At 63.9% G+C, this 20,641-nt stretch carries 19 protein-coding genes; 13 read left to right on the top strand and 6 right to left on the bottom strand.

The genetic code is table 11. The features are described from left to right. Nucleotide 1: 1 nt before the first annotated feature. Together ACIPG5_RS13095 and ACIPG5_RS13090 are read right to left on the bottom strand one after the other, a co-directional pair. Complete coding sequence (locus ACIPG5_RS13095) at nucleotides 2-2,032, bottom strand: ATP-binding protein (RefSeq protein ID WP_176512410.1); 2,031 nt, start codon at nucleotides 2,030-2,032, stop codon at nucleotides 2-4. 37 nt (nucleotides 2,033-2,069) lie between these two features. Then, nucleotides 2,070-2,987, bottom strand: coding sequence for a putative 2-dehydropantoate 2-reductase (locus ACIPG5_RS13090; protein WP_176512411.1), 918 nt, complete (start codon nucleotides 2,985-2,987; stop codon nucleotides 2,070-2,072). Between the two features lie 100 nt (nucleotides 2,988-3,087). Between ACIPG5_RS13090 and ACIPG5_RS13085 the strand changes: the two genes are divergently transcribed. The 3 genes from ACIPG5_RS13085 to ACIPG5_RS13075 all read left to right on the top strand — a co-directional run bounded on the left by ACIPG5_RS13085 (nucleotide 3,088) and on the right by ACIPG5_RS13075 (nucleotide 5,973). Next, nucleotides 3,088-3,573: a YajQ family cyclic di-GMP-binding protein gene (locus tag ACIPG5_RS13085; protein WP_176512412.1), complete on the top strand. Its 486-nt coding sequence runs from the start codon at nucleotides 3,088-3,090 to the stop codon at nucleotides 3,571-3,573. A 112-nt stretch (nucleotides 3,574-3,685) separates the two neighbouring features. Beyond that, on the top strand, nucleotides 3,686-4,525 hold the full coding sequence (locus ACIPG5_RS13080) for a mechanosensitive ion channel family protein (RefSeq protein WP_236235239.1): 840 nt from the start codon (nucleotides 3,686-3,688) through the stop codon (nucleotides 4,523-4,525). Between the two features lie 203 nt (nucleotides 4,526-4,728). Continuing rightward, entirely contained in the window at nucleotides 4,729-5,973 is a 1,245-nt protein-coding gene (locus tag ACIPG5_RS13075; protein WP_176512414.1) for an MFS transporter, read from the top strand. Between the two features lie 114 nt (nucleotides 5,974-6,087). On the opposite strand, the gene ACIPG5_RS13070 is transcribed toward ACIPG5_RS13075, so the two are convergent. Continuing rightward, a complete protein-coding gene (locus ACIPG5_RS13070; RefSeq protein WP_176512415.1) occupies nucleotides 6,088-7,635 on the bottom strand; it encodes an AmpG family muropeptide MFS transporter in 1,548 nt (515 codons plus the stop codon). Between the two features lie 43 nt (nucleotides 7,636-7,678). Beyond that, nucleotides 7,679-8,032 carry an MGMT family protein gene (locus tag ACIPG5_RS13065; protein WP_236235238.1) on the bottom strand — a complete coding sequence of 118 codons (354 nt, stop codon included), beginning with the start codon at nucleotides 8,030-8,032 and terminating at the stop codon, nucleotides 7,679-7,681. A gap of 152 nt (nucleotides 8,033-8,184) precedes the next feature. On the opposite strand from ACIPG5_RS13065, the gene ACIPG5_RS13060 reads away from it, so the two are divergent. From ACIPG5_RS13060 to groL, 5 genes are all read left to right on the top strand, one after another. Then, nucleotides 8,185-9,195 carry a DUF481 domain-containing protein gene (locus ACIPG5_RS13060; RefSeq protein ID WP_176512418.1) on the top strand — a complete coding sequence of 337 codons (1,011 nt, stop codon included), beginning with the start codon at nucleotides 8,185-8,187 and terminating at the stop codon, nucleotides 9,193-9,195. Nucleotides 9,196-9,281: 86 nt separating this feature from the next. Then, on the top strand, nucleotides 9,282-10,013 hold the full coding sequence (locus tag ACIPG5_RS13055) for a HugZ family protein (RefSeq protein ID WP_176512419.1): 732 nt from the start codon (nucleotides 9,282-9,284) through the stop codon (nucleotides 10,011-10,013). Nucleotides 10,014-10,080: 67 nt separating this feature from the next. Beyond that, complete coding sequence (locus tag ACIPG5_RS13050; protein WP_176512420.1) at nucleotides 10,081-10,542, top strand: FxsA family protein; 462 nt, start codon at nucleotides 10,081-10,083, stop codon at nucleotides 10,540-10,542. Between the two features lie 245 nt (nucleotides 10,543-10,787). Further along, on the top strand, nucleotides 10,788-11,081 hold the full coding sequence (locus tag ACIPG5_RS13045; RefSeq protein ID WP_003260750.1) for a co-chaperone GroES: 294 nt from the start codon (nucleotides 10,788-10,790) through the stop codon (nucleotides 11,079-11,081). Nucleotides 11,082-11,129: 48 nt separating this feature from the next. Continuing rightward, nucleotides 11,130-12,770: a chaperonin GroEL gene (groL, locus tag ACIPG5_RS13040; protein WP_176512422.1), complete on the top strand. Its 1,641-nt coding sequence runs from the start codon at nucleotides 11,130-11,132 to the stop codon at nucleotides 12,768-12,770. 76 nt (nucleotides 12,771-12,846) lie between these two features. Here groL and ACIPG5_RS13035 read toward each other — a convergent pair whose 3' ends face one another. Next, nucleotides 12,847-13,575 (bottom strand): phosphatase PAP2 family protein, encoded by a 729-nt coding sequence (locus ACIPG5_RS13035; protein WP_176512423.1) that lies wholly within the window; start codon nucleotides 13,573-13,575, stop codon nucleotides 12,847-12,849. Between the two features lie 180 nt (nucleotides 13,576-13,755). Here ACIPG5_RS13035 and colR point away from each other — a divergent pair, with 180 nt between their 5' ends. The 5 genes from colR to ACIPG5_RS13010 all read left to right on the top strand — a co-directional run bounded on the left by colR (nucleotide 13,756) and on the right by ACIPG5_RS13010 (nucleotide 17,459). Next, the gene (gene colR, locus ACIPG5_RS13030; RefSeq protein WP_003255215.1) at nucleotides 13,756-14,439 is read left to right on the top strand and encodes a two-component system response regulator ColR; all 684 of its coding nucleotides are present in this window, start codon (nucleotides 13,756-13,758) and stop codon (nucleotides 14,437-14,439) included. Continuing rightward, nucleotides 14,429-15,733, top strand: coding sequence for a HAMP domain-containing sensor histidine kinase (locus ACIPG5_RS13025; RefSeq protein ID WP_176512425.1), 1,305 nt, complete (start codon nucleotides 14,429-14,431; stop codon nucleotides 15,731-15,733). The genes colR and ACIPG5_RS13025 overlap by 11 nt, the downstream gene beginning before the upstream one ends. A gap of 110 nt (nucleotides 15,734-15,843) precedes the next feature. Next, entirely contained in the window at nucleotides 15,844-16,524 is a 681-nt protein-coding gene (locus ACIPG5_RS13020; protein ID WP_176512427.1) for a class I SAM-dependent methyltransferase, read from the top strand. Between the two features lie 6 nt (nucleotides 16,525-16,530). Further along, complete coding sequence (locus ACIPG5_RS13015; protein WP_176512428.1) at nucleotides 16,531-17,232, top strand: lipopolysaccharide kinase InaA family protein; 702 nt, start codon at nucleotides 16,531-16,533, stop codon at nucleotides 17,230-17,232. Continuing rightward, nucleotides 17,229-17,459, top strand: a complete 231-nt coding sequence (locus ACIPG5_RS13010) for a hypothetical protein (protein WP_176512430.1) — start codon at nucleotides 17,229-17,231, stop codon at nucleotides 17,457-17,459. Before ACIPG5_RS13015 ends, ACIPG5_RS13010 begins: the two co-directional genes overlap by 4 nt. A gap of 137 nt (nucleotides 17,460-17,596) precedes the next feature. Here the strand turns inward: ACIPG5_RS13010 and ACIPG5_RS13005 are convergent, their stop codons facing one another. Further along, the gene (locus ACIPG5_RS13005; protein WP_401375436.1) at nucleotides 17,597-20,641 is read right to left on the bottom strand and encodes a multidrug efflux RND transporter permease subunit; all 3,045 of its coding nucleotides are present in this window, start codon (nucleotides 20,639-20,641) and stop codon (nucleotides 17,597-17,599) included.

Here is a 20,641-nt window from a genome sequence, read left to right as displayed (position 1 = left end):
GTCATGCCTCCGTGGTGGTCGGCGCCGCCGTTGTCGGCTGGCCGAGGGGCAGGCGCAGGGTGAAGCAGGTGCCCTGGCCGGGCGTGGACTGCACTTCCATCTGCCCCTTGTGGTTGTTGGTGATGATGAAGTACGAAACCGACAGGCCAAGCCCGGTGCCCTGGCCGATTTCCTTGGTGGTGAAGAACGGCTCGAAGGTGCGCTTGCGCACCGCTTCGGGCATGCCGATGCCGTTGTCCTCGACCTGGATTTCGGCCCAGGGCGGGTTGAGCCGGGTACGCAGGATGATGCGCCCGGGCTCGCTGGGCTGTGGCCGCTGGTGGATGGCCTGCGCGGCGTTCTTCAACAGGTTGAGCAGGACCTGCTCCAGTTCGTTGGCGGTGCAGGGCACAGGCCCCAGGGCAGGGTCGAACTGGCGGACGATGGCCTGGCCCTTGAAGTCGAAGCCGATGGTCAGGTCGAAGTCGTTGCCGGCGATGTCCACCGCCTGGTCGATCAATGACGGCAGGTCGCAGGGCACCAGCTGGCGGTTGCTGCGGCGGCTGAAGCTGAGCATGTGGGTGACGATCTTGGCGGCCCGGGCGCCGGCCTGCTGGATGCCATCGAGCAGTTGCGGCACTTCGCGGCTTTCCAGGTAGCGGTTGACGCTCGGCAGGTCGATGCCCAGCTCGCTTGCCTGCTCCTGGTTGCGCGGCAGCTCCGGCGACAGGCGCCGGCGGATGTTCTGCACGTTGTGCAGGATCGCCCCCAGCGGGTTGTTGATTTCGTGGGCCATGCCGGCGGCCAGGCCGCCGACCGAAAGCATCTTTTCCGACTGCACCATCATTTCTTCCAGCGACAGGCGCTGGGTGATGTCGTCGATGCGGATCACCACGCCACGCCCGCCACCGCCCATCAGCGGGTAGAAGGTCAGGGCGTAATGGCGCAGGTCGTCGTCCTTGGGCCAGGTGACCCGCTCGATCTTCGCCACCCGGTGCTTTTCCACGGTCTCCTTGAGCTGCGGCAGAAACGGCTTGAGCGGCTCGAAAGCGATGAACACCGGCTGGTTCAGCGCCTCGTCCAGCGGCGTGCCGGAGAGCACCGTGGCTTCGTGGTTCCACTGCGTGACGTAGAGCTGTTCGTCGAGGGCGATCAGCGCCGAAGGCATGGAGTCGATGATGCTGTTGAGGTAGTTCTGAAAGCCTGTGAGCTTTTTCTCGATCTTGCTGCGCACCTGGACTTCCAGCTCCAGCTTGCGGTTGGTGTGACGGGTTTCCTCGGCCAGGCCCTGGGCCTGGTCGTAGGCCATCTGGAACTCGTCACGGGTGCGCTTGAGCTGCTGCTCGCGGGCTTCGATGCGCGACAGCATGGTGTTGAAGGCCTGTGCCAGGCTGCCGATTTCGTCGTCGTTGCCGCGGGTGGCGCGCAGGGCGTAGCTTTCTTCGCGGGTGACCTGGCGGCTGAGCTCTTCGAGCTGGTTGATCGGTTGGGTGATCAGGCGCTTGATCTGCCGTGCGATCACCAGCCACAGCAGCACGCTGAACACCAGGATCGCCAGGCTGGCGCTGAGGGTGCCGGTGTAGAAGGCGGTCGGCAATTCGCTGCTGGCCACCAGCAGCAGGTGTGCGGGGGGGCTGGCTTCACGTGGGATGCGGATGAGCTGGGTGCTGCGAAACTCCATCAGGCGCCAGCTATCGATATTGCGGTAGTGCTTGGGCAGGGCCAGCGCTTCACCATGCTGCAGCTGCGCCAGCAGGCGCCCATCGCCGCCATAGACGGCGGCGGCGCGCAGCGGCGTGTAGCTGTCCAGTTCCTTGAGCAGGGCGGTGGCGTTTTCCGTGTTGTCACCGGCGCGCATCGACAGCTGCGGGTTGGCCACCAGCCGGCCGATGGTCTGCAGGGCCTGGGGCGCCATGCTCTCCTGGGTGATCCAGTAGGCGGCGCTGATGAAGGTCAGGTTGGCAACCAGGAGGATGGTCACCAGCAGCACCAGCAGGGCGGCCAGCAACTTTTGCCCGACCGGGAGGTTTTCCAGGCGTTGGCGCAGGGTCATGGGCTAGGCAATGTCCGTATCCGGTTGTAGGGCTGCGTCAGGCGCAGGGCAAGTCACGGGCTCGCAGGTTATCGACCAGCCGCTGGTGCAGGTGTTCCAGCTGTGGCAGCACCATGGCGTGGCGCGCTGCCGCCCGGCAGGCGTGGCCAAGCAGGTAGTGCACCTCGGTGCGCCGGCCGGCACGCACATCCTGGTACATGGAAGAGTAGTTGGCGGCGGTGGCGAGGATCACCCGTTGCACTTCCTCGCTCAGGTCATCGGCGGCCTTGGGCTGGCCGCAGCGTTGCAACAGCTGGCCAAGTTCGGCGCACAGGCTGTCGATTTCGCCCAAGTGCCCCAGCAGGCCGCCGTTCTGGCAGTCGTGCAGCACGGTCAGGGGGTTGATGGCGCAGTTCAGCGCGAGCTTGCGCCACAGGCGGGTGAGGATGTCCACCGTCCATTCGGCGGGGATGCCGGCGTCGCCCAGGTCGTCGAACCATTGCGGCAGGGCAGGGTTGGCCGGGTCGCCCAGCCAGTTGAACCCTTGCCCGGCAAAGCGTACCCGCCAGTCGTCCTCGCGAAACGCCCCTTCGGTGCTGGAGGCGAAGATGCAGCGGGCATGGGGCACCTGGTCGGCGACTTCGTCCTGGCTGCCCAGGCCATTTTGCAGCAGCACGATCTCGGCGCCCTCGGCCAGGCGCGGGGCCAGGCGGGCGACGGCAGGCGCGGCGTCATAGGCCTTGCAGGCCAGCAGCAGGCGGTGGATTGGCCCGCTGGCGTCAGCGGTTTCGGCGGGGATCGCAAAGCGCGTGGCCTGGTCCTGTTCGGCCAGGGTCAGGCCGCCGGCCTGCTGGTAGGCGGCGAGCCGCTGCCGGTCGCGCAGGATCAGCCGGGTTGCCTTGCCAGCCCGTGCCAGGCGGCAGGCCCAGAGGCTGCCGAGGCTACCGGCGCCGAGAATATGCCAGGTGCTGCTCATCTGCGTTTCGCAACCCGTTATAATGAGTCCGCATTTTAACCTTCAAACCCCGCGCGCTCCATCGTCACGCCGAGCGCGCTTTTATTTTGGGAGATCAACCATGCCGTCGTTCGACGTGGTATCGGAACTGGACAAGCACGAAGTGCAGAACGCTGTCGAAAACGCCATGAAGGAGCTCGACCGCCGTTACGACCTCAAGGGCAAGGGTAGCTTCGAGTTCAAGGACAAGGAGCAGACCGTGATGCTGACGGCCGAGGCCGAGTTCCAGCTCGAGGCGATGATCGAAATCCTGCGCCTGGCCCTGGTCAAGCGCAAGATCGACGTCAAGTGCCTGGAAACCAAGGACGCCTACCCCTCCGGCAAGGAGATGAAGCAGGAAGCCAAGTTCCGCGAAGGCATCGACAAGGACCTGGCGAAGAAGATCGTCGCCCACATCAAGGACGCCAAGCTCAAGGTCCAGGCCTCCATCCAGGGTGAGCAGGTGCGTGTGACCGGCAAGAAGCGTGATGACCTGCAAGAAGCCATCGCCGCCCTGCGCGCCAAGGAATTCGACATGCCGCTGCAGTTCAACAACTTCCGCGACTGATCGAAGCGTTGCCGGAACCCCGATGGCGCAATGATGTCCATGGGGTCCATGGCCGCGCAAATGCGCGCGGCCCGATTTACGTGTACGTGCCGCTCGGCATCAGGAGATGAATATGGATTTGAATGCTGAGGTGGATCAGCTGGTCCGCCAGTCGCAGACCTGGATCCCGATGATCATGCAATACGGCAGCCGGCTGTTGCTGGCGCTGCTGACACTGGCCATCGGCTGGTGGTTGATCAACAAGCTCAGCGCGCGCCTTGGCAAGCTGGTCGGGCTGCGCGCCGACGTGGCGCTGCAAGGCTTCATCAGCACCTTGGCCAACATCGTGCTCAAGGTGCTGCTGATGGTCAGCGTGGCGTCGATGATCGGCATCGAGACCACCTCGTTCGTCGCGGCCATCGGTGCTGCCGGCCTGGCCATCGGCCTGGCCTTGCAGGGCAGCCTGGCGAACTTCGCCGGTGGCGTGCTGATCCTGATGTTCCGCCCGTTCCGCATCGGTGACTGGATCGAGGCCCAGGGTGTGTCCGGTACCGTCGACAGCATCCAGATCTTCCACACCGTGCTGCGCACCGGTGACAACAAGACCGTGATCATGCCCAACGGCAGCCTGTCCAACGGCATCATCACCAACACCAACCGCCAGCCGACACGCAAGGTGGTGTTCGACGTGGGCGTGGACTACGAGGCCGACCTGCAGAAGGCGCGCAACGTGCTGCTGGAGCTGGCGCAGGACCCACGGGTGCTGCCAGACCCGGCGCCACAGGCGGTGGTCGCGACCCTGGGTGACAGCTCGATCACCGTGTCGCTGCGCCTGTGGACCAAGACCAGCGACTACTGGGATGTGATGTTCATGCTCAACGAGCATGCCCGTGACCGGCTGAAGGCCGAGGGCATCGACATTCCGTTTCCGCAACGCGTGATTCGCGTGGTGCAGGAGGCGGCGGCGCAGTAAACCGCGCCGTTGCAGCAGGGGCCGCTGTGCGGCCCGATCGCCGGCAAGCCGGCTCCCACAGGGTCTTCGTCAAACCCCTGTGGGAGCCGGCTTGCCGGCGATTGGGGCGCGCAGCGGCCCCTTGCTTTTACACTTGTTCACAGCCAAGCCCCGGCATTTCTGGCATATAGCCTGACCCCACCTGTCTTTGCCTGAACGCCATCATGAAACCACTGCTGTACATCACCCCCCTCAGAGCCCTGCTGTTCGGCCTGACCCTGGCCCTGTTCGAGCTGCTGACCTACCTCGCCAGCGACGCGGTCATGCCGGCCATGCCGGTGGTGGTCGATCACCTGAACGCCAGCCCGCAATACATCCCGCATGCCTTGAACCTGTACCTGCTCGGCGGTGTGGTGCTGCAGTGGCTGATCGGCCCGCTGGCCGACCGCTATGGCCGCCGCCCGCTGCTGCTGGCCGGTTGCGCGTTCTTTGGCGTGGCGTGCCTGGCGACTTACTGGGTGCAGGACATCGGCCTGTTCAACCTGCTGCGCCTGCTGCAGGGCATAGGCCTGGGGTTTGTGGTGACCGTCAGCTACCCGGCGCTGAACGAAGCGTTCAGCGAAGCCGACGCGGTGCGGATGATGGCCCTGCTGGCCAACATCGCCTTGCTCTCGCCGCTGCTGGGCCCGCTGGTGGGCACCTTGATGCTGCAATGGCTGGACTGGCGCTGGCTGTTCGTGGCGTTTGCCGTGGGCGCGGTGCTGTGTTGGCTGCTGCTGTACCGGCTGATGCCGGAAACCCTGGGGGTGGAGCGCCGCGATGGCTCGCGCCTGGCGTTCACGCCCATCCACCTGCTGCCGCTGCTCGCCGGCTACGGCCAGCTGCTGGCCAACCGCAAGTTCGTCGCAGGCAGCGCGGCACTTGGCCTGGTCGGCCTGCCGCTGATCGGCTGGATCGGCCTGTCGCCGGTGTTGCTGATCCACGATGAGGGCCTGAGCACCATGGCCTACGCGCTGTGGCAGCTGCCGGTGTTCGGCGGGCTGATCCTGGGCAACCTGATCATCAACCGCATCGCCGATCGCTACCCGTTGGCGAGCCTGGTGCGTGGCGCCTTGTGGCCCTACCTGGCCGGCTTGTGCCTGCTGGTGCTGGCGACCTGGTACTGGCCGTCGGTGACCAGCGTGGTCGCGGGCATGTCGCTGTATGCACTGGGCCTGGGCGTGGCCAACGCGGTGCTGTACCGCATGACGCTGTTCTCCAGCGAGCAGAGCAAGGGCTTGGTGTCGGCGATGCTGGGCATGATCACCATCGCCTTGCTGGGGCTTGGCGGTGCGCTGATGGCGATGATCGGGGCCGGTGCCAGCCTGCTGCACTTTGCCCTGGCGGCAGGGGTGGCGGGGGCGCTGGCGCTGTGGCCGTTGTGGTTTGTCGTGGGTGGGCGGCCTGGGGAAGGGGCTGTGGCGCAGTAGGATCTGTGCTGCCCCTATCGCCGGCAAGCCGGCTCCCACAGGTATTTCACAAGGCTTGAAGCCTGTGCAGCAGCTGTGGGAGCCGGCTTGCCGGCGATAGGGGCCATGCGGTTTTCAGGGCCGCTCGGCCGCCGAGTTCTCTACCGGCACCTGTTTCCCTCGCCCAACTTCCTGACGCCAGTGCAAGGCGATCAGGATCAGTGTCGGCACGCCCAGCAGCGCGGTAATCATGAAGAAATCGTGGTAACCGAACTTCTCCACCATCACCCCCGAATAGCCGCCGATCAGCCGTGGCAACAGCAGCATGATCGAGCTCAGCAGCGCATATTGCGTGGCCGAGAACTTCAGGTTGGTCAGGCTCGACAGGTAGGCGACGAACGCCGAGGTGGCCAGGCCTGAGCTGAAGTTGTCCAGGGAGATGGTCACTACCAGCATTTCAAGGTTCGGGCCCATGTCGGCCAGCATCACGAAGAGGATGTTGGTGGCCGCCGAGGCTGCGCCGCCGATGAACAGGATCGGCAGGATGCCGAAGCGCACGATCAGCAGGCCGCCGACGCCGGCGCCGACCAGGGTCATGATCAGGCCGAAGATCTTGCTGACGCTGGCGATCTGGTCCTTGGTGAAGCCCATGTCGATGTAGAACACGTTGGCCATCACCCCCATCACCGTGTCCGACATGCGATAGGTGGCGATCAGCCCGAGCAGCAGCAGGGCTTGCCAGCGGTAGCGGGCGATGAAGTCGTTGACTGGCGTGAGCACCGGCGCCAGGCCGCGGCGGCCCAGGCTCGACAGGCACGCCCAGGTCAGCAGCACGTAGAGGATCAGGCGCAGGAACGCACGGTCTTCGAGCAGCAGGTCAAGCGGCGTGGCATCACCGGAAATCACACTGGACCAGCCGGTGTTGAACATCTGGGTGAAGCTGGCAGGCACCGACACCAGCAGAATGATCAACACGAACACCGAGGCCATCTGGTGCATCAGGCCATAGCGGGCGGCCGAGAGCTGGGTGCGCATCGGCACCGGCGGCTCGCGCATCACCAGGGTGGTGAACAGCGCAGGCACCATCAGCACGCCGAACAGCACGTAGGTGCCGGCCCAGGCCTTGTGCAGGTAGCTGAAACCGGTGGAGCCGAACCATTCGGCGAAGAACAGCGCACCGGCGGTGGCGAGCAGGGCGGCCACCCGGTACCCGGCCATGTAGCTGGCAGCCAGGGCTGCCTGGCGCTGATCGTCGGCGATCTCCAGGCGATAGGCATCCACGGCGATGTCCTGGGTGGCCGAGGCGAAGGCCACCAGCACCGCCAGGGCGATCAGCCAGGAAAGGTGTTGTTGCGGGTCGCACAGGCTCATGCCGACCAGGCCGATCACCACCAGCGCCTGCGACAGCAGCAGCCACGAACGGCGCCGCCCCAGGCCGCCCAGCAGGGGCAGGCGCCATTGGTCGAGCAGCGGCGACCAGACCCACTTGAAGGCATAGGCCAGGCCGATCAGGCTGGCGTAGCCAATGGTCTCGCGGGCCACGCCCGCTTCGCGCAACCACACAGAAAGGGTCGAGAACACCAGCATGTAGGGCAGGCCGGCGGCGAAGCCCAGCAGCAAAAGTACCAGGGTAGACGGGCTGGCATAGGCGGCAAGCGCAGCGCGCCAGGTTTTACGGGGCATGGGCCAACATCTGCCTCAAATTTGCGAAAACAAAGCGCGCACTCTAACCGCTGTGCTCCATTGGGCGCCAGCCATGGCGCGTCATATCCACACGATTATTGGTTACATTGACGCCCTCCGCACGTAGCCGTGCACGTTGTTCATCTCCGCCCGGCGTACCCAGCGCCAGGCTCAGCCGGCCACCGGCACCCAGCACCCGGTGCCAGGGCAGGCGGGTATCGCCGGGCAACTGGCCGAGGGTGCGGCCGACCCAGCGCGCCGCGCGGCCCAGCCCGGCCAGTTCGGCCAATTGCCCATAGCTGACCACCTTGCCCTCCGGCACCTGGCCAAGTACCGAATACAGCGCCGTTCGTCGGGCCTCGGGGCTGTCCAGGGCATGTTCATACGGCTCAGACATCAGGGCAGCCCTGGCCTGGAATGAAACCGGACGAATGGTGGCGGCAAATGAGAGTTGAACTCAATGGCATGTGCTCGGTCTGTCCTTGCTCTGGTCGTTGGTATCTGGATAATGCCCGGCTTTTTTCGTCGAATCGAACCTGTAGCCCGCTTATGTATTCTAGATCGTTGTTGTGCCTGTTGACCGCCTCCCTGTGTGCCGCCCCGGCCTTCGCCGATACCGTGTGGATGAAGAACGGCGACCGCCTGAGCGGCAAGATCCGCCTGTTCGATGGCGGCAAGCTGCTGCTCGAGACCCCTTACGGTGGCTCGATCTCGCTGGACTGGAAACAGGTGCAGACGCTGGAGAGCGACCAGGAGCTGCTGGTCAAGCAGGATGCCTACAACGGCGAGAAGGCCAAGTCGCTGAAGGCCGCCGAGGCGGGCAAGGTGACCCTGGCCAATGGCGAGGCGCCCAAGACCGTCGAGCTGGCCAGCATCCAGCAGATCATGAAGCCCAAGCCGCTGGTCGAGGATTTCCTGTGGAAGGGCAATGTCGACGTGGCCATGGACTACAAGCGTGCCGAAAGCGACAGCGACGACTACGACATCGACTTCAAGACCACCGCCCGCCACGGCCGCTGGCGGCACAATGCCGAGGGCGAGTACAACCGCGAGTCCAAGGACGACGTCACCACCACCAACAACTGGAGCGCCGAGTACGCGCTCGATCGCTTCCTCACCGAGAAGTGGTTCTGGCAGGGGCGCCTTGAGTACAAGCGCGACCACATCGAGGACCTGTCGCGCCAGCGCACCGTGGGTACCGGCCCTGGCTACCAGTTCTGGGACGACGAACTGGGCGCCTTCTCGCTCGGCTCGCTGGTCAACCGCACCGACTTCGAATACCAGGATGGCGCCAAGGACAACTTCTATTCGGCCGCGGTCAAGTGGGACTACACCCGCTACCTGATCGGCAAGAACGTGCAGCTGTTCACCAACGGCGAGGTTGCCAAGCCGCTGGGCGGCGTTGCCAACTACTCGCTGGATGCCGAGGTCGGGCTGCGCTACAAGGTCACCGAATGGGCGTCGCTCAACCTCAAGGCGGAGAAGGACATCATCAGCGGCACCCGCGAAAGCGACCTGGACAAGACCCGCTATACCGCAGGCTTCGGCGTGACCTGGTAAGGCAGGCCAGCTGAGCTGGCAGTGGCAGCGGCGGGTGATAATGCTTATCTTGTCACCCATCCAGTCCGCCGCCAGGAGCACCTTCAGTGAGTACCAACGCCATTCGCCCCGCCCGGGAACTGCTGCTCAAGGAATACCGCGGCGTGCTTTCGACCCATTCCAAGTCGATGCCCGGTTTCCCGTTCGGCTCCGTGGTGCCGTATTGCCTGGATGCCCAGGGCAACCCGCTGATCCTGATCAGCCGCATCGCCCAGCACACCCACAACCTGCAGAAAGACCCCAAGTGCTCGCTGCTGGTGGGCGAGCGCGAAGCCGAGGACGTGCAGGCCGTTGGCCGCCTGACGGTGATGGCCGAGGCGCACAAGCTGGTCGATGACGCGGCCATCGAGGCCGCGGCCGCGCGTTACTACCGTTACTTCCCCGATGCCGCCAACTACCACAAGGCCCATGATTTCGATTTCTGGGTGCTGCAGCCGGTGCGCCATCGCTACATCGGTGGCTTCGGTGCCATCCACTGGCTCGACCAGGTGACCTTGGCCAACCCGTTCGCGGGCAAGGCCGAGGCCAGCATGATCGAACACATGAACAGCGACCACGCCAGCGCCATCGCCCATTACGTCGAGCTCGGCGAGCTGCCGCGCGGCACCCCGGCAGAGATGGTCGGCATCGACAGCGAAGGCATGCACCTGCGCATTGGCCAGGGCATTTACTGGCTGCCGTTCCCAAATGTTTGCAATACGCCGACACAAGTTCGCGAAGCCCTGGTTTTGCTGGCGCGCGCCGACCAATGGCCGGCTGCGACTGAAGTCGAAGCTTGAAAATGCGAATGCACGCATCCATGTGATGGTCTTACAGGAAGGTTGTCTTCCATCGAGGAATGCTTTGATGCGTGCTTTTCTATTGCTGTTTCTCCTGTTCCCTGTGCTGGAGCTGTTCGTTTTCGTCAAGGTCAGCGCGGCCATCGGGTTCTTCCCGGCGCTGCTGCTGATCATCGCGGGTTCCGCCCTGGGTGTGCTGGTGATGCGTGTGGCCGGCCTTGCCACCGCCCTGCGTGCCCGCGAGAGCCTGCAGCGCGGCGAACTGCCCGCCGAGGACATGTTCCAGGGCCTGATGCTGGCGGTCGGTGGTGGCCTGCTGCTGCTGCCGGGCTTCATCAGCGACGTGCTGGGCGTGCTCTGCCTGCTGCCATTCACCCGCCGCCTGGCTGCGCGCAAGATGCGCGAGCGGGCCGAGGCCCAGGCCATGCGCCAGCGTGCCTTTCAGGATGACCCGTTCCAGGCGCAGCCCCGCGACAGCGGCCATCGGCCGAACGTGATCGAAGGCGAGTACGAGCGCCGCGACAAGTAAACCCATCACCCCTGGGGCCGCTGAGCGGCCCCAGTCTTTTTGTGTGTGTGAAAAAATTTCCAGGGCAAGCCTTGTAATTGAATATGGCGGCCTCATGTATGTGGTCACCGCAAGGTTTCTGGTGTTGCACCAGACATGACACAGGTGGTTCGCCCGTTGCGAGCCACCCCCGGCACCGCCGGACCGCATCAACCCGCCGGTGTCGATACCGGCCGATGAAAACCACAATTTGGGAGAGATCGACAATGAAGCTTCGTCCTCTGCATGACCGCGTAGTCATCCGTCGCAGCGAAGAAGAATCGAAAACCGCTGGCGGTATCGTCCTGCCGGGTTCGGCCGCTGAAAAACCAAACCGCGGCGAAGTCGTCGCCGTCGGCACCGGTCGCATCCTGGACAACGGCGAAGTACGTGCGCTGGCCGTCAAAGTGGGTGACAAAGTGGTTTTCGGCCCTTACTCGGGCAGCAACACCGTGAAAGTCGATGGCGAAGACCTGCTGGTCATGGCCGAGAACGAAATCCTCGCCGTTATCGAAGGCTGATTTCTCCGACTTCCCGTTACTCCAAAGCAATTCAAGGATTAAACGATCATGGCTGCTAAAGACGTAAAATTCGGCGATTCCGCCCGTAAGAAAATGCTGGTTGGTGTCAACGTTCTGGCTGACGCGGTAAAAGCGACCCTGGGCCCGAAAGGCCGTAACGTGGTTCTGGCCAAGAGCTTCGGCGCGCCGACCATCACCAAGGACGGCGTTTCCGTCGCCAAAGAGATCGAGCTCAAAGACGCCTTCGAAAACATGGGCGCCCAGCTGGTCAAGGAAGTCGCTTCCAAGGCCAACGACGCTGCCGGTGACGGCACCACCACCGCTACCGTCCTGGCTCAGGCCATCGTCAACGAAGGCCTGAAAGCCGTCGCTGCCGGCATGAACCCGATGGACCTCAAGCGCGGCATCGACAAGGCCACCGCTGCCGTCGTTGCCGAGCTGAAGAACCTGTCCAAGCCATGCGCCGACTCCAAGGCCATCGCTCAGGTTGGCACCATCTCCGCCAACTCCGACAACTCCATCGGTGAAATCATCGCCGAAGCCATGGAAAAAGTCGGTAAAGAAGGCGTGATCACCGTTGAAGAAGGCTCGGGCCTGGAAAACGAACTGTCGGTCGTTGAAGGCATGCAGTTCGACCGTGGCTACCTGTCGCCTTACTTCGTGAACAAGCCGGACACCATGGTTGCCGAGCTGGAAGGCCCGCTGCTGCTGCTGGTCGACAAGAAGATCTCGAACATCCGCGAGCTGCTGCCAGTGCTGGAAGCCGTTGCCAAGGCCGGCCGTCCGCTGCTGATCGTAGCCGAGGACGTCGAAGGCGAAGCGCTGGCTACCCTGGTAGTCAACAACATGCGTGGCATCGTCAAGGTTGCCGCGGTCAAGGCTCCTGGCTTCGGCGACCGCCGCAAGGCCATGCTGCAGGACATCGCCGTTCTGACTGGCGGCCAGGTCATCTCCGAAGAAATCGGCCTGACCCTGGAAACCACCACCCTGGAGCACCTGGGTAACGCCAAGCGCGTGATCCTGTCCAAGGAAAACACCACCATCATCGACGGTGCTGGCGTTGACGGCGACATCGAAGCACGCGTCAAGCAGATCCGTGCCCAGGTCGAAGACACAACCTCGGACTACGACCGCGAGAAGCTGCAAGAGCGTCTGGCCAAGCTGGCTGGCGGTGTTGCCGTGATCAAGGTCGGTGCTGGCACCGAAGTTGAAATGAAAGAGAAGAAAGCCCGCGTTGAAGACGCCCTGCACGCTACCCGTGCAGCCGTCGAAGAAGGCGTGGTGCCTGGCGGTGGTGTTGCCCTGGTTCGCGCCCTGGCTGCCATTGTCGACCTCAAGGGCGACAACGAAGACCAGAACGTCGGTATCGCCCTGCTGCGTCGTGCCGTTGAAGCGCCGCTGCGCCAGATCACTGCCAACGCCGGCGACGAGCCAAGCGTTGTGGCCGACAAGGTCAAGCAGGGTTCGGGCAACTTCGGCTACAACGCTGCTACCGGCGAATACGGCGACATGATCCAGATGGGTATCCTCGACCCAGCCAAGGTCACCCGTTCGGCCCTGCAAGCAGCTGCTTCGATCGGCGGTCTGATGATCACCACCGAAGCCATGGTTGCTGACCTGCCGGAAGACAAGCCAGCTGGCGGCATGCCAGACATGGGCGGCATGGGTGGCATGGGCGGCATGATGTAAGCCAGCCTTACCCCCTGCACCAAGAAAAAGCCCCGGCTCGCAAGAGCCGGGGCTTTTTCGTTACTGCAGATAAGGCTCAGGCCACACTGCGCTCGGCTACAGGTACTTGCACCATGCCGCGTCGGTAGAGAATCAGGTAGTACGACCCCAAACCGATCAGCCAGCAGAACACCGCCGTCCAGATGTTGTGCGAAAGAAAGTGCGCGCCCTGCATCATCCTGCTGACCGACAGCACCGAACCGGCCACCAGCGCCACCCCGAACGCCACCCGTGCCAGGCGCGGCCGGCGGTCACGCAACATGAAGAACAGCCCGAACAGGCAGAAGCCGGTTGCCGCATGCCCACCTGGCCAGCACATGCCAGGCTTGTTGGTGGCCGGGCGCGGTTCCAGCAGCTTGCTGTAGGTTTCCTTGCCGCCGAACTGGGTCAGGCTCCACGGGCACTGCACCTGGGTAACCTTTTTCAGCGGCGTGACAAACGCGGTGGACAGGCCCAGCGCCAGCACCAGGCAACCCAGCTCGCGGCGCCAGCCGTACAGGCGCTTCCAGTAGAAGCTCGCAGCGAACGCGGCCACTGACAGCAGGCCAAGCAGGATCACCACTTCCTTGACGCGATCGTGCAGGATGTTTTCCAGCAAATAACTGTGGCGGCCGATGAACTCGCCGGCCGTTCGATCGAAGAACAAGTTGGCCACGTCCATGTCGACCGACGTCAGTTCGAGCAGGATCAAGGCCACTGCCGTGGCCAGCGGAATACCAAGGTACAGCCAGTAGTTGATCGGACGAGGACGAAGGGGAGGTTGCATGACGACTCCAGCACGCGAAAAAGACCGGGCATTGTCGAGTGCCCGCTATCCTGTGTCCGTGAAGGATCAGTGAAAAAACTGTCAACTTCGCTGAATTTGCCTTGGGGGTGGCACAGTGCGGGCGATGGCCTTAAGCTGCGCCTGCCGCGCACCCCGCGAAGCGCCGCACAGGAGAACCCGATGCGCATTCTTTTGGTTGAAGACAACCGCGATATCCTCGCCAACCTGGCCGATTACCTGGGCATGAAAGGCTACACGGTCGACTGCGCCCAGGACGGCCTGTCCGGCCTGCACCTGGCCGCCACCGAGCACTACGACCTGATCGTGCTCGACATCATGCTGCCCGGCATCGATGGCTACACCCTGTGCAAGCGCCTGCGCGAAGACGCCCGTCGCGACACCCCGGTGATCATGCTCACCGCCCGCGACCAGCTCGACGACCGCCTGCAGGGCTTCCGCTCCGGTGCCGACGACTACCTGCTCAAGCCATTCGCGCTTTCGGAGCTGGCCGCGCGCATCGAAGCGGTACTGCGCCGTGCCCAGGGCGGCGGCCGCCGTACCCTGCAGGTCGCCGACCTGAGCTACGACCTCGACACCCTCGAGGTGACTCGCCAGGGCCGCCTGCTCAAGCTCAACCCGGTTGGCCTGAAGCTACTGGCCGTGCTGATGCAGAAGAGCCCGCACGTGCTGCGCCGCGAAGTGCTGGAAGAAGCCCTGTGGGGCGACGACTGCCCAGACAGCGACAGCCTGCGCAGCCATGTGCACCAGCTGCGCCAGGTGATCGACAAACCGTTCGAAAAACCGCTGCTGCATACCGTCCATGGCGTCGGCTATCGCCTCGCCGAGGGTCGCGATGGAGTTTAAGCAAAGCCTTGCACAGCGCATCATCATCGCCTTTGCGCTGATGAGCGCTTTGGTGGCAGGGGCCTTCGCCTTCGGCATCGTCGCCACCGTGCACCTGGTGGAGGAGCGCTTGATCTCCTCGGTGCTGGGCGGTGACCTGCAGCGCCTGTTGCGCATGGACAGCGTCAGCGACTGGAGCCATCGGCCGCGGCCTGACCAGCTGTTCTACTTCAGCGGTGGGCGTGACGACTTCGAGCTGCCCAAAGACCTGCGCCACCTCGATGTCGGCTTCCATGAAGTGTTTCGCGATCAGCTGTCCTACCACGCCATGGTCGAGATCGTGGATGGCCGGCGCTACGTGCTGCTGCAGGACCAGAGCGATTTTGAAGAGCGCGAGCGGGTGTTGTTCGCCGTGGTCGTGGTGGGCTTTGTGCTCAGCCTGGTGCTGGCCGTGGTGCTGGGTTGGCTGCTGGCCCGTCGGGTGATGGCGCCGGTCATCCGCCTGGCCCGCCAGGTGCGTCACCGCGACCAGCTGCTCGGCCTGGCGCCGCCGCTGGCGCCGGATTACGCGGCCGACGAAGTCGGCCAGCTGGCCGTGGCCTTCGACGATACCCTCGGCCGCCTGCGCGATGCCCTGACCCGCGAGCGGCTGTTCACCAGCGACGTCAGCCACGAATTGCGCACGCCGCTGATGGTGCTGGCCACCTCGTGCGAACTGCTGATGGAAAACCCAGGCCTGGATACCCGTGCGCGCAGCCAGGTAGAGCGCATTGCCCGTGCCACCGAAGAAATGCGCGAGCTGGTCAAGACCTTCCTGATGCTCGCCCGTGCCCAGCGCGACCAGGGCGCGGTGGCGTCCCAGGCCAACCTGCGCGAGGTGGCCGACGACCTGATCGGCGTGTGGCGCGACACCATCGAACAGAAGGGCCTGACCCTGTATTACGACGGCCGGGTCAGTGCCGGCCCCCTGTTGTACAACGCCACCTTCCTGCAATCGGTGATGGGTAACCTGCTGCGCAACGCCGCGCACTACACCGACGGCGGCTACATCCGGCTGAGCCTGCAACCCACGGGCTTCACGGTGGAAGACAGCGGCGTGGGCATCCCCGAGGAGCAGCGCGAAGCCATGTTCCAACCCTTCGTGCGCGGTGATGAGCGGCGTGGCGAGGGCCTGGGCCTGGGCCTTTCGTTGGTGCAACGTATTTGCGATGACCAGGGCTGGCGCGTCACGCTGACTTCGACGGCGCCCCATGGCTGCCGCTTCCAGGTCGACCTCAGCCAGAGTTCGGAGAAAATCGACCCCACGGCGCTTTAGAAATGAGCTGAAACATGTCGCTCGGCCGATAACATTTTTTTCACATTGGCATAACCTGTTGCCCACGCTTGGCTACTTAAGGTAAGCGCAATGGAGCCAGGAGATGCCCAATGCGTAGCCCGATCAAACTCGAATTTTCCGAGAAGTACGACCAGCAACATGCTCAGGAGTACTTCCTCAAGCACCAGGATGGCCTGGCCCGTCGCCTGTCGCACAGCCGCGACGAGCAACTGGCGCGCCGTGCCCTGGCGCTGGCGGGAGAGCCGGGGTTGGTGCTTGACCTGCCTTGCGGTGCTGGCCGCTTCTGGCCGCTGTTGGCCGAAAAGCCGAACCGGGTGATCATCGGCGCCGACAACTCCGAGGCGATGATCGAGACAGCCTGTGCCGCTCAACCGCCGGAAGTGGTGGCTCGGGTACGGCCTTTGCAGACATCGGCATTTGCCATCGACCTGCCCGACAACTCGGTCGACAGCATTTTCTGCATGCGGCTGTTCCACCACATTGGCGAAGCGGCCCACCGCAAGACAATTCTCTCGGAATTCCAAAGGGTTAGCCGCGACAGCGTAATCCTGTCATTGTGGGTCGATGGTAACTTCAAGGCTTGGCGGCGCAAGAAGCTCGAGCAGCGGCGCAGCGCCAGGGCCGAGCCGGACAGTTACCAGAACCGTTTTGTGTTACCGGCAGAGACAGTTGAAGAAGAATTCAAGGCCGCCGGCTTCAGGATCCAGGAACGCCTCGACTTCCTGCCGTTCTATGCCATGTGGCGGGTTTATGTATTACGTAAGGGGTAGTGTTTGATGGCTGTAGCCCAGCGTGACGAGTCACGGTTCGATTATTACTGGCGCCAGCAGGGCGAATGGGTCGAGGAGCCCAACCAGCGGCGCGGCGGTGAAAGTGGCGTGCAACGGCTCGACGATGGCAATGGCAAGCTGCTGTATGCCAAGCGCCAGGTCGGGCATATCTACCGCAGCCTGCTGCACCCGTTCGGCCGGCCGACCGTGCTGCGCGAACTCGATGCGCTGACCAGCTGCGAACAGCTGGGCGTGCGGGTGCCGCGCATCGTCTTTTGTGGCGCCGAGCGTGATGCCGACAAGCAATGGCGTGCGCTGCTGGTCAGCGAGGCGCTGGACGGTTTCGTCGAACTCGACACCTGGCACGCCGAAGGCGCCCGCGAACGTTACCCGCAGGTGGTGCACGAGCGCATGCTCAAGGATCTGGCCGACAACCTGGCGCGCATGCACCTGGGGCATTGGCAGCATGGTTGCCTGTATGGCAAGCACGTGTTTATCAAGGTGATCGGCGAGGGCGAACAGGCCCGGGTCGAGGTTGCCTTGCTCGATCTTGAAAAATGCCGCCGGCGCATCAGTTGTCAGCGCGCGGCGGGTAATGACCTTCGCCAGCTGCGCCGCCATTCGTCGCTCAATGACGCGGAATGGCAATCGCTGCTCTATTTTTACCAGATGGCGTTTGGCAGCGCTGTCAAAGGGTTAGGGCAATGAAACTAGAAATCGCTCGAGCTTTATTCCTGGTGGCTGGGTTGGCTGTGACCACGGCGGCGGTAGCTGCCTGGGAAGAGCCACGGCCAGTGGTATTCAGCAAGGCCGACATGGCGGACCAGTGCGCAGTGCCACGGGTCGTCAAGCAGGCGCATGCGCAGGCCCGTGCGGACGAGGACCTGCTGCTGTTCCTGTTCGGCATGCACCAAGGGTTGCGGCCGTTCGGCTGAGCCTGGCTCGAGCAAACCGAGGCCCCGCTATTGCGGGGCCTTTGTATTGGTGGCGGCCCTATCGCCGGCAAGCCGGCTCCCACAGGTTCAGCATGCGCCTCCAGTGTGGGAACCGGCTTGCCGGCGATAGGGCCAGATCAGGCGGCGGCAGTCTCCCTGGCCACCGCCTTGTGCGCCAACAGCGTGTAGATGCACGGCAACACGAACAAGGTGAACAAGGTCCCGATCGACATCCCGGTCGCGATCACCGTACCGATATCAAACCGGCTCACCGCCCCCGCACCTGTCGCCAGAATCAGCGGTACCATGCCAAACACCATCGCCGCCGTGGTCATCAGCACCGGCCGCAGGCGAATGGCCGCCGCTTCCTCGATGGCCTCGCGCACGCCCAGGCCCTTTTCCTCGCGCAACTGGTTGGCAAACTCGACGATCAGGATGCCGTGCTTGCTGATCAAGCCGATCAGCGTCACCAACCCCACCTGGGTGTAGATGTTCATGCTGGAAATGCCCAGGAACAACGGCAACAGCGCCCCGCAGATCGACAGCGGCACCGTTACCAGGATCACCAGCGGGTCGCGGAAGCTTTCGAACTGGGCGGCCAGCACCAGGAAGATGATCGCCAGCGCCAGGCCGAAGGTCACCCACAGCGCACTGCCTTCCTGCACATATTGGCGCGCGGCCCCGGCGTAATCGAACGAGAAGCCCTCCGGCGCTTCCTCGCGGGCGATATCGGTCACGGTCTGCAGCGCTTCGCCGATGCTGACCATCGGCACGCCCTGGATGATCGCCGAGTTCAGCTGCTGGAACTGGTTGAGCTGGCGCGGGCGGGCGCGCTCGCTGAGGCTGATCAGCGTCGACAGCGCCAGCAACTGGCCCTGGTCGTTCTTGACGTAGTAGCTGTTGAGCCAGCCGGCGCTGTCGCGGTAGGGCCGCTCGACCTGGGCAATCACCTTGTAGCTGCGCCCTTCGAGGGTGAAGCGGTTGATCTCGGCCTCACCCAGCAAGGTCGCCAGGGTTGAGCCCAGGGTGTCCATGGACACGCCCATCTGCGCGGCCTTGGCGCGGTCGATGTCGACCACCACCTCGGGTTTGTCGAAGGCCAGGTCGATGTCGAGGAAGGCGAACTTGCCCGAGGCCTGGGCACGCTCCTTGACCCGCTGGGCCACTTCCAGCAGGGCCGGGTAGTCGCCAGCGGTGTTGATCACGAACTGGAACGGCAGGCCCTCGCCCGTACCGGGTAGCGACGGCAGGTTGAAGCCGAAGATCTGCAGCCCGCCAATTTCCTCGAGCTTGGCTTGCACCTGCGGCAGCAGCTCCATCTGCGTGCGGTCGCGCTCGTTCCAGGGCTTGAGCAAAAAGCCGCCGATACCGCTTTGCACGCCATTGAAGCCGTTGATCTGGAACGATGAGTAATACTCGGGGAAGGCCTTGAACAGCGGCGTGAACTGGTCGGTGTAGGCATTGAGGTAGTCGAGGTTGGCCGGCTGCGGTGAACTGCTCATCATGAAGATCACCCCCTGGTCCTCGTTCGGTGCCAGTTCGTTCTGGGTGAACTTGAGCAGCAGCGGGATCAGGCACAGGATGATCACCGCGAACACCAGCACCACCGGGCGGCTGTCCAGGGTGGCGTGGAGGATGCGCTGGTAGCGTACTTTCAGGCGCTCGAACAGCTGGTCGAGGCGGTGGGCCAGGCCGCTGGGGTTCTGCTCCCGGCGCAGCAGCAGGGCGCACATCATCGGCGACAAGGTCAGGGCGACGATGCCCGAGATCACCACCGCGCCGGCCAGGGTCAAGGCGAACTCCTTGAACAGGGCGCCGGTGAGCCCGGTGAGAAAACCGATCGGCGCGTACACCGCCGCCAGGGTGATGGTCATCGACACCACCGGCATGGCGATTTCCCGGGCGCCTTCAAGGGCGGCGTCGAACGGCGATTTGCCTTCTTCCATGTGCCGGTGGATGTTCTCCACCACGACGATGGCATCGTCCACCACCAGGCCGATCGCCAGCACCATCGCCAGCAGTGTCAGCAGGTTCAGCGAATAGCCCATCATCTGCATGAAGAACAGCACGCCGATCATCGACAACGGAATGGTCACCACCGGGATCAGCACCGAGCGCAGGGCGCCAAGGAACAGGAACACCACCACGATGACGATCAGCACCGCCTCGCCCAGGGTCTTGATCACTTCGTCGATGGAGGCCTGGATGAACAGCGTGGCGTCGTAGGCGATCGACACCTTCAGCGCCGACGGCAGCTGGCTCTCGAGCTCCGGCATGATCCGCCGCACCTCCTTGATCACCTCCAGCGGGTTGGCGGCAGGGGTGGCCTTGATGCCGATATAGACCGACGGGATGCCGTCGAACGAGCTGACCGTGTCGTAGTTCTCCGCGCCCATCTCGACCCGCGCCACATCGCCCAGCAGCACCCGGCTGTCGCCGGTGGTCTTGACCGGCAGGGCGGCAAAGGCCTCGGCCGACTTGAGCTCGGTGCTGGCATTGATGCTGGTGACCACGTACTCGCCTTTCACCTCACCGGCCGCGGAAAGGAAGTTGTAGCGGCGCACGGCGCTGGTCACGTCTGTGGCCGAGAGGCCAAAGCCTGCGAGCTTTACCGGGTCGATCCAGATGCGCATGGCAAACACCTGGTTGCCGAGGATTTCCGCCTCGGCCATGCCGGGCAGGGTAGCCAGCTTGGGCTGGATCACCCGGGACAGGTAGTCGGTGATCTGCGGGTTGCTCATTTCCTTGCTGTAGAAGCTGATGTACATCAGCGCCGAGGCGTCGGCGGCTTCCTTGCTCAGTACCGGGTCCTCGGAATCTTGCGGCAGCTGGTTGCGCACCTCGTTGGCCTTGGCCAAGAGCTCGGTGAACAGCCGGTCGCTGTCGGCGCCGATCCGCGCATAGATGGAAATGATCGAGAAGTTCTGCCGGCTCACCGAGGTCATGTAGTCGATGCCTTCGGCGCTGGCCAGGCTCTGTTGCAGCGGCTGGGTGATGTAGCCCTGGATGGTTTCGGCGTTGGCCCCGGGGTAGGCGGTGGTCACCGTGATCAGGGCGTTTTCCATCTGCGGGTACTGGCGGATCTGCAGCTTGCTCCAGGCCTGGAAGCCCAGCAGCAGGATCAGCAGGCTGACCACGCTGGCCAGCACCGGGCGGCGGATGAACGGGTCGGTGAATGCCAT

Source organism: Pseudomonas sp. NPDC087029, from assembly GCF_044745345.1.
Lineage (GTDB): Bacteria > Pseudomonadota > Gammaproteobacteria > Pseudomonadales > Pseudomonadaceae > Aquipseudomonas > Aquipseudomonas faucium.
The sequence above is the reverse complement of the archived record's forward strand: the minus strand, read 5'-3'. Positions and strand labels throughout refer to the sequence as shown.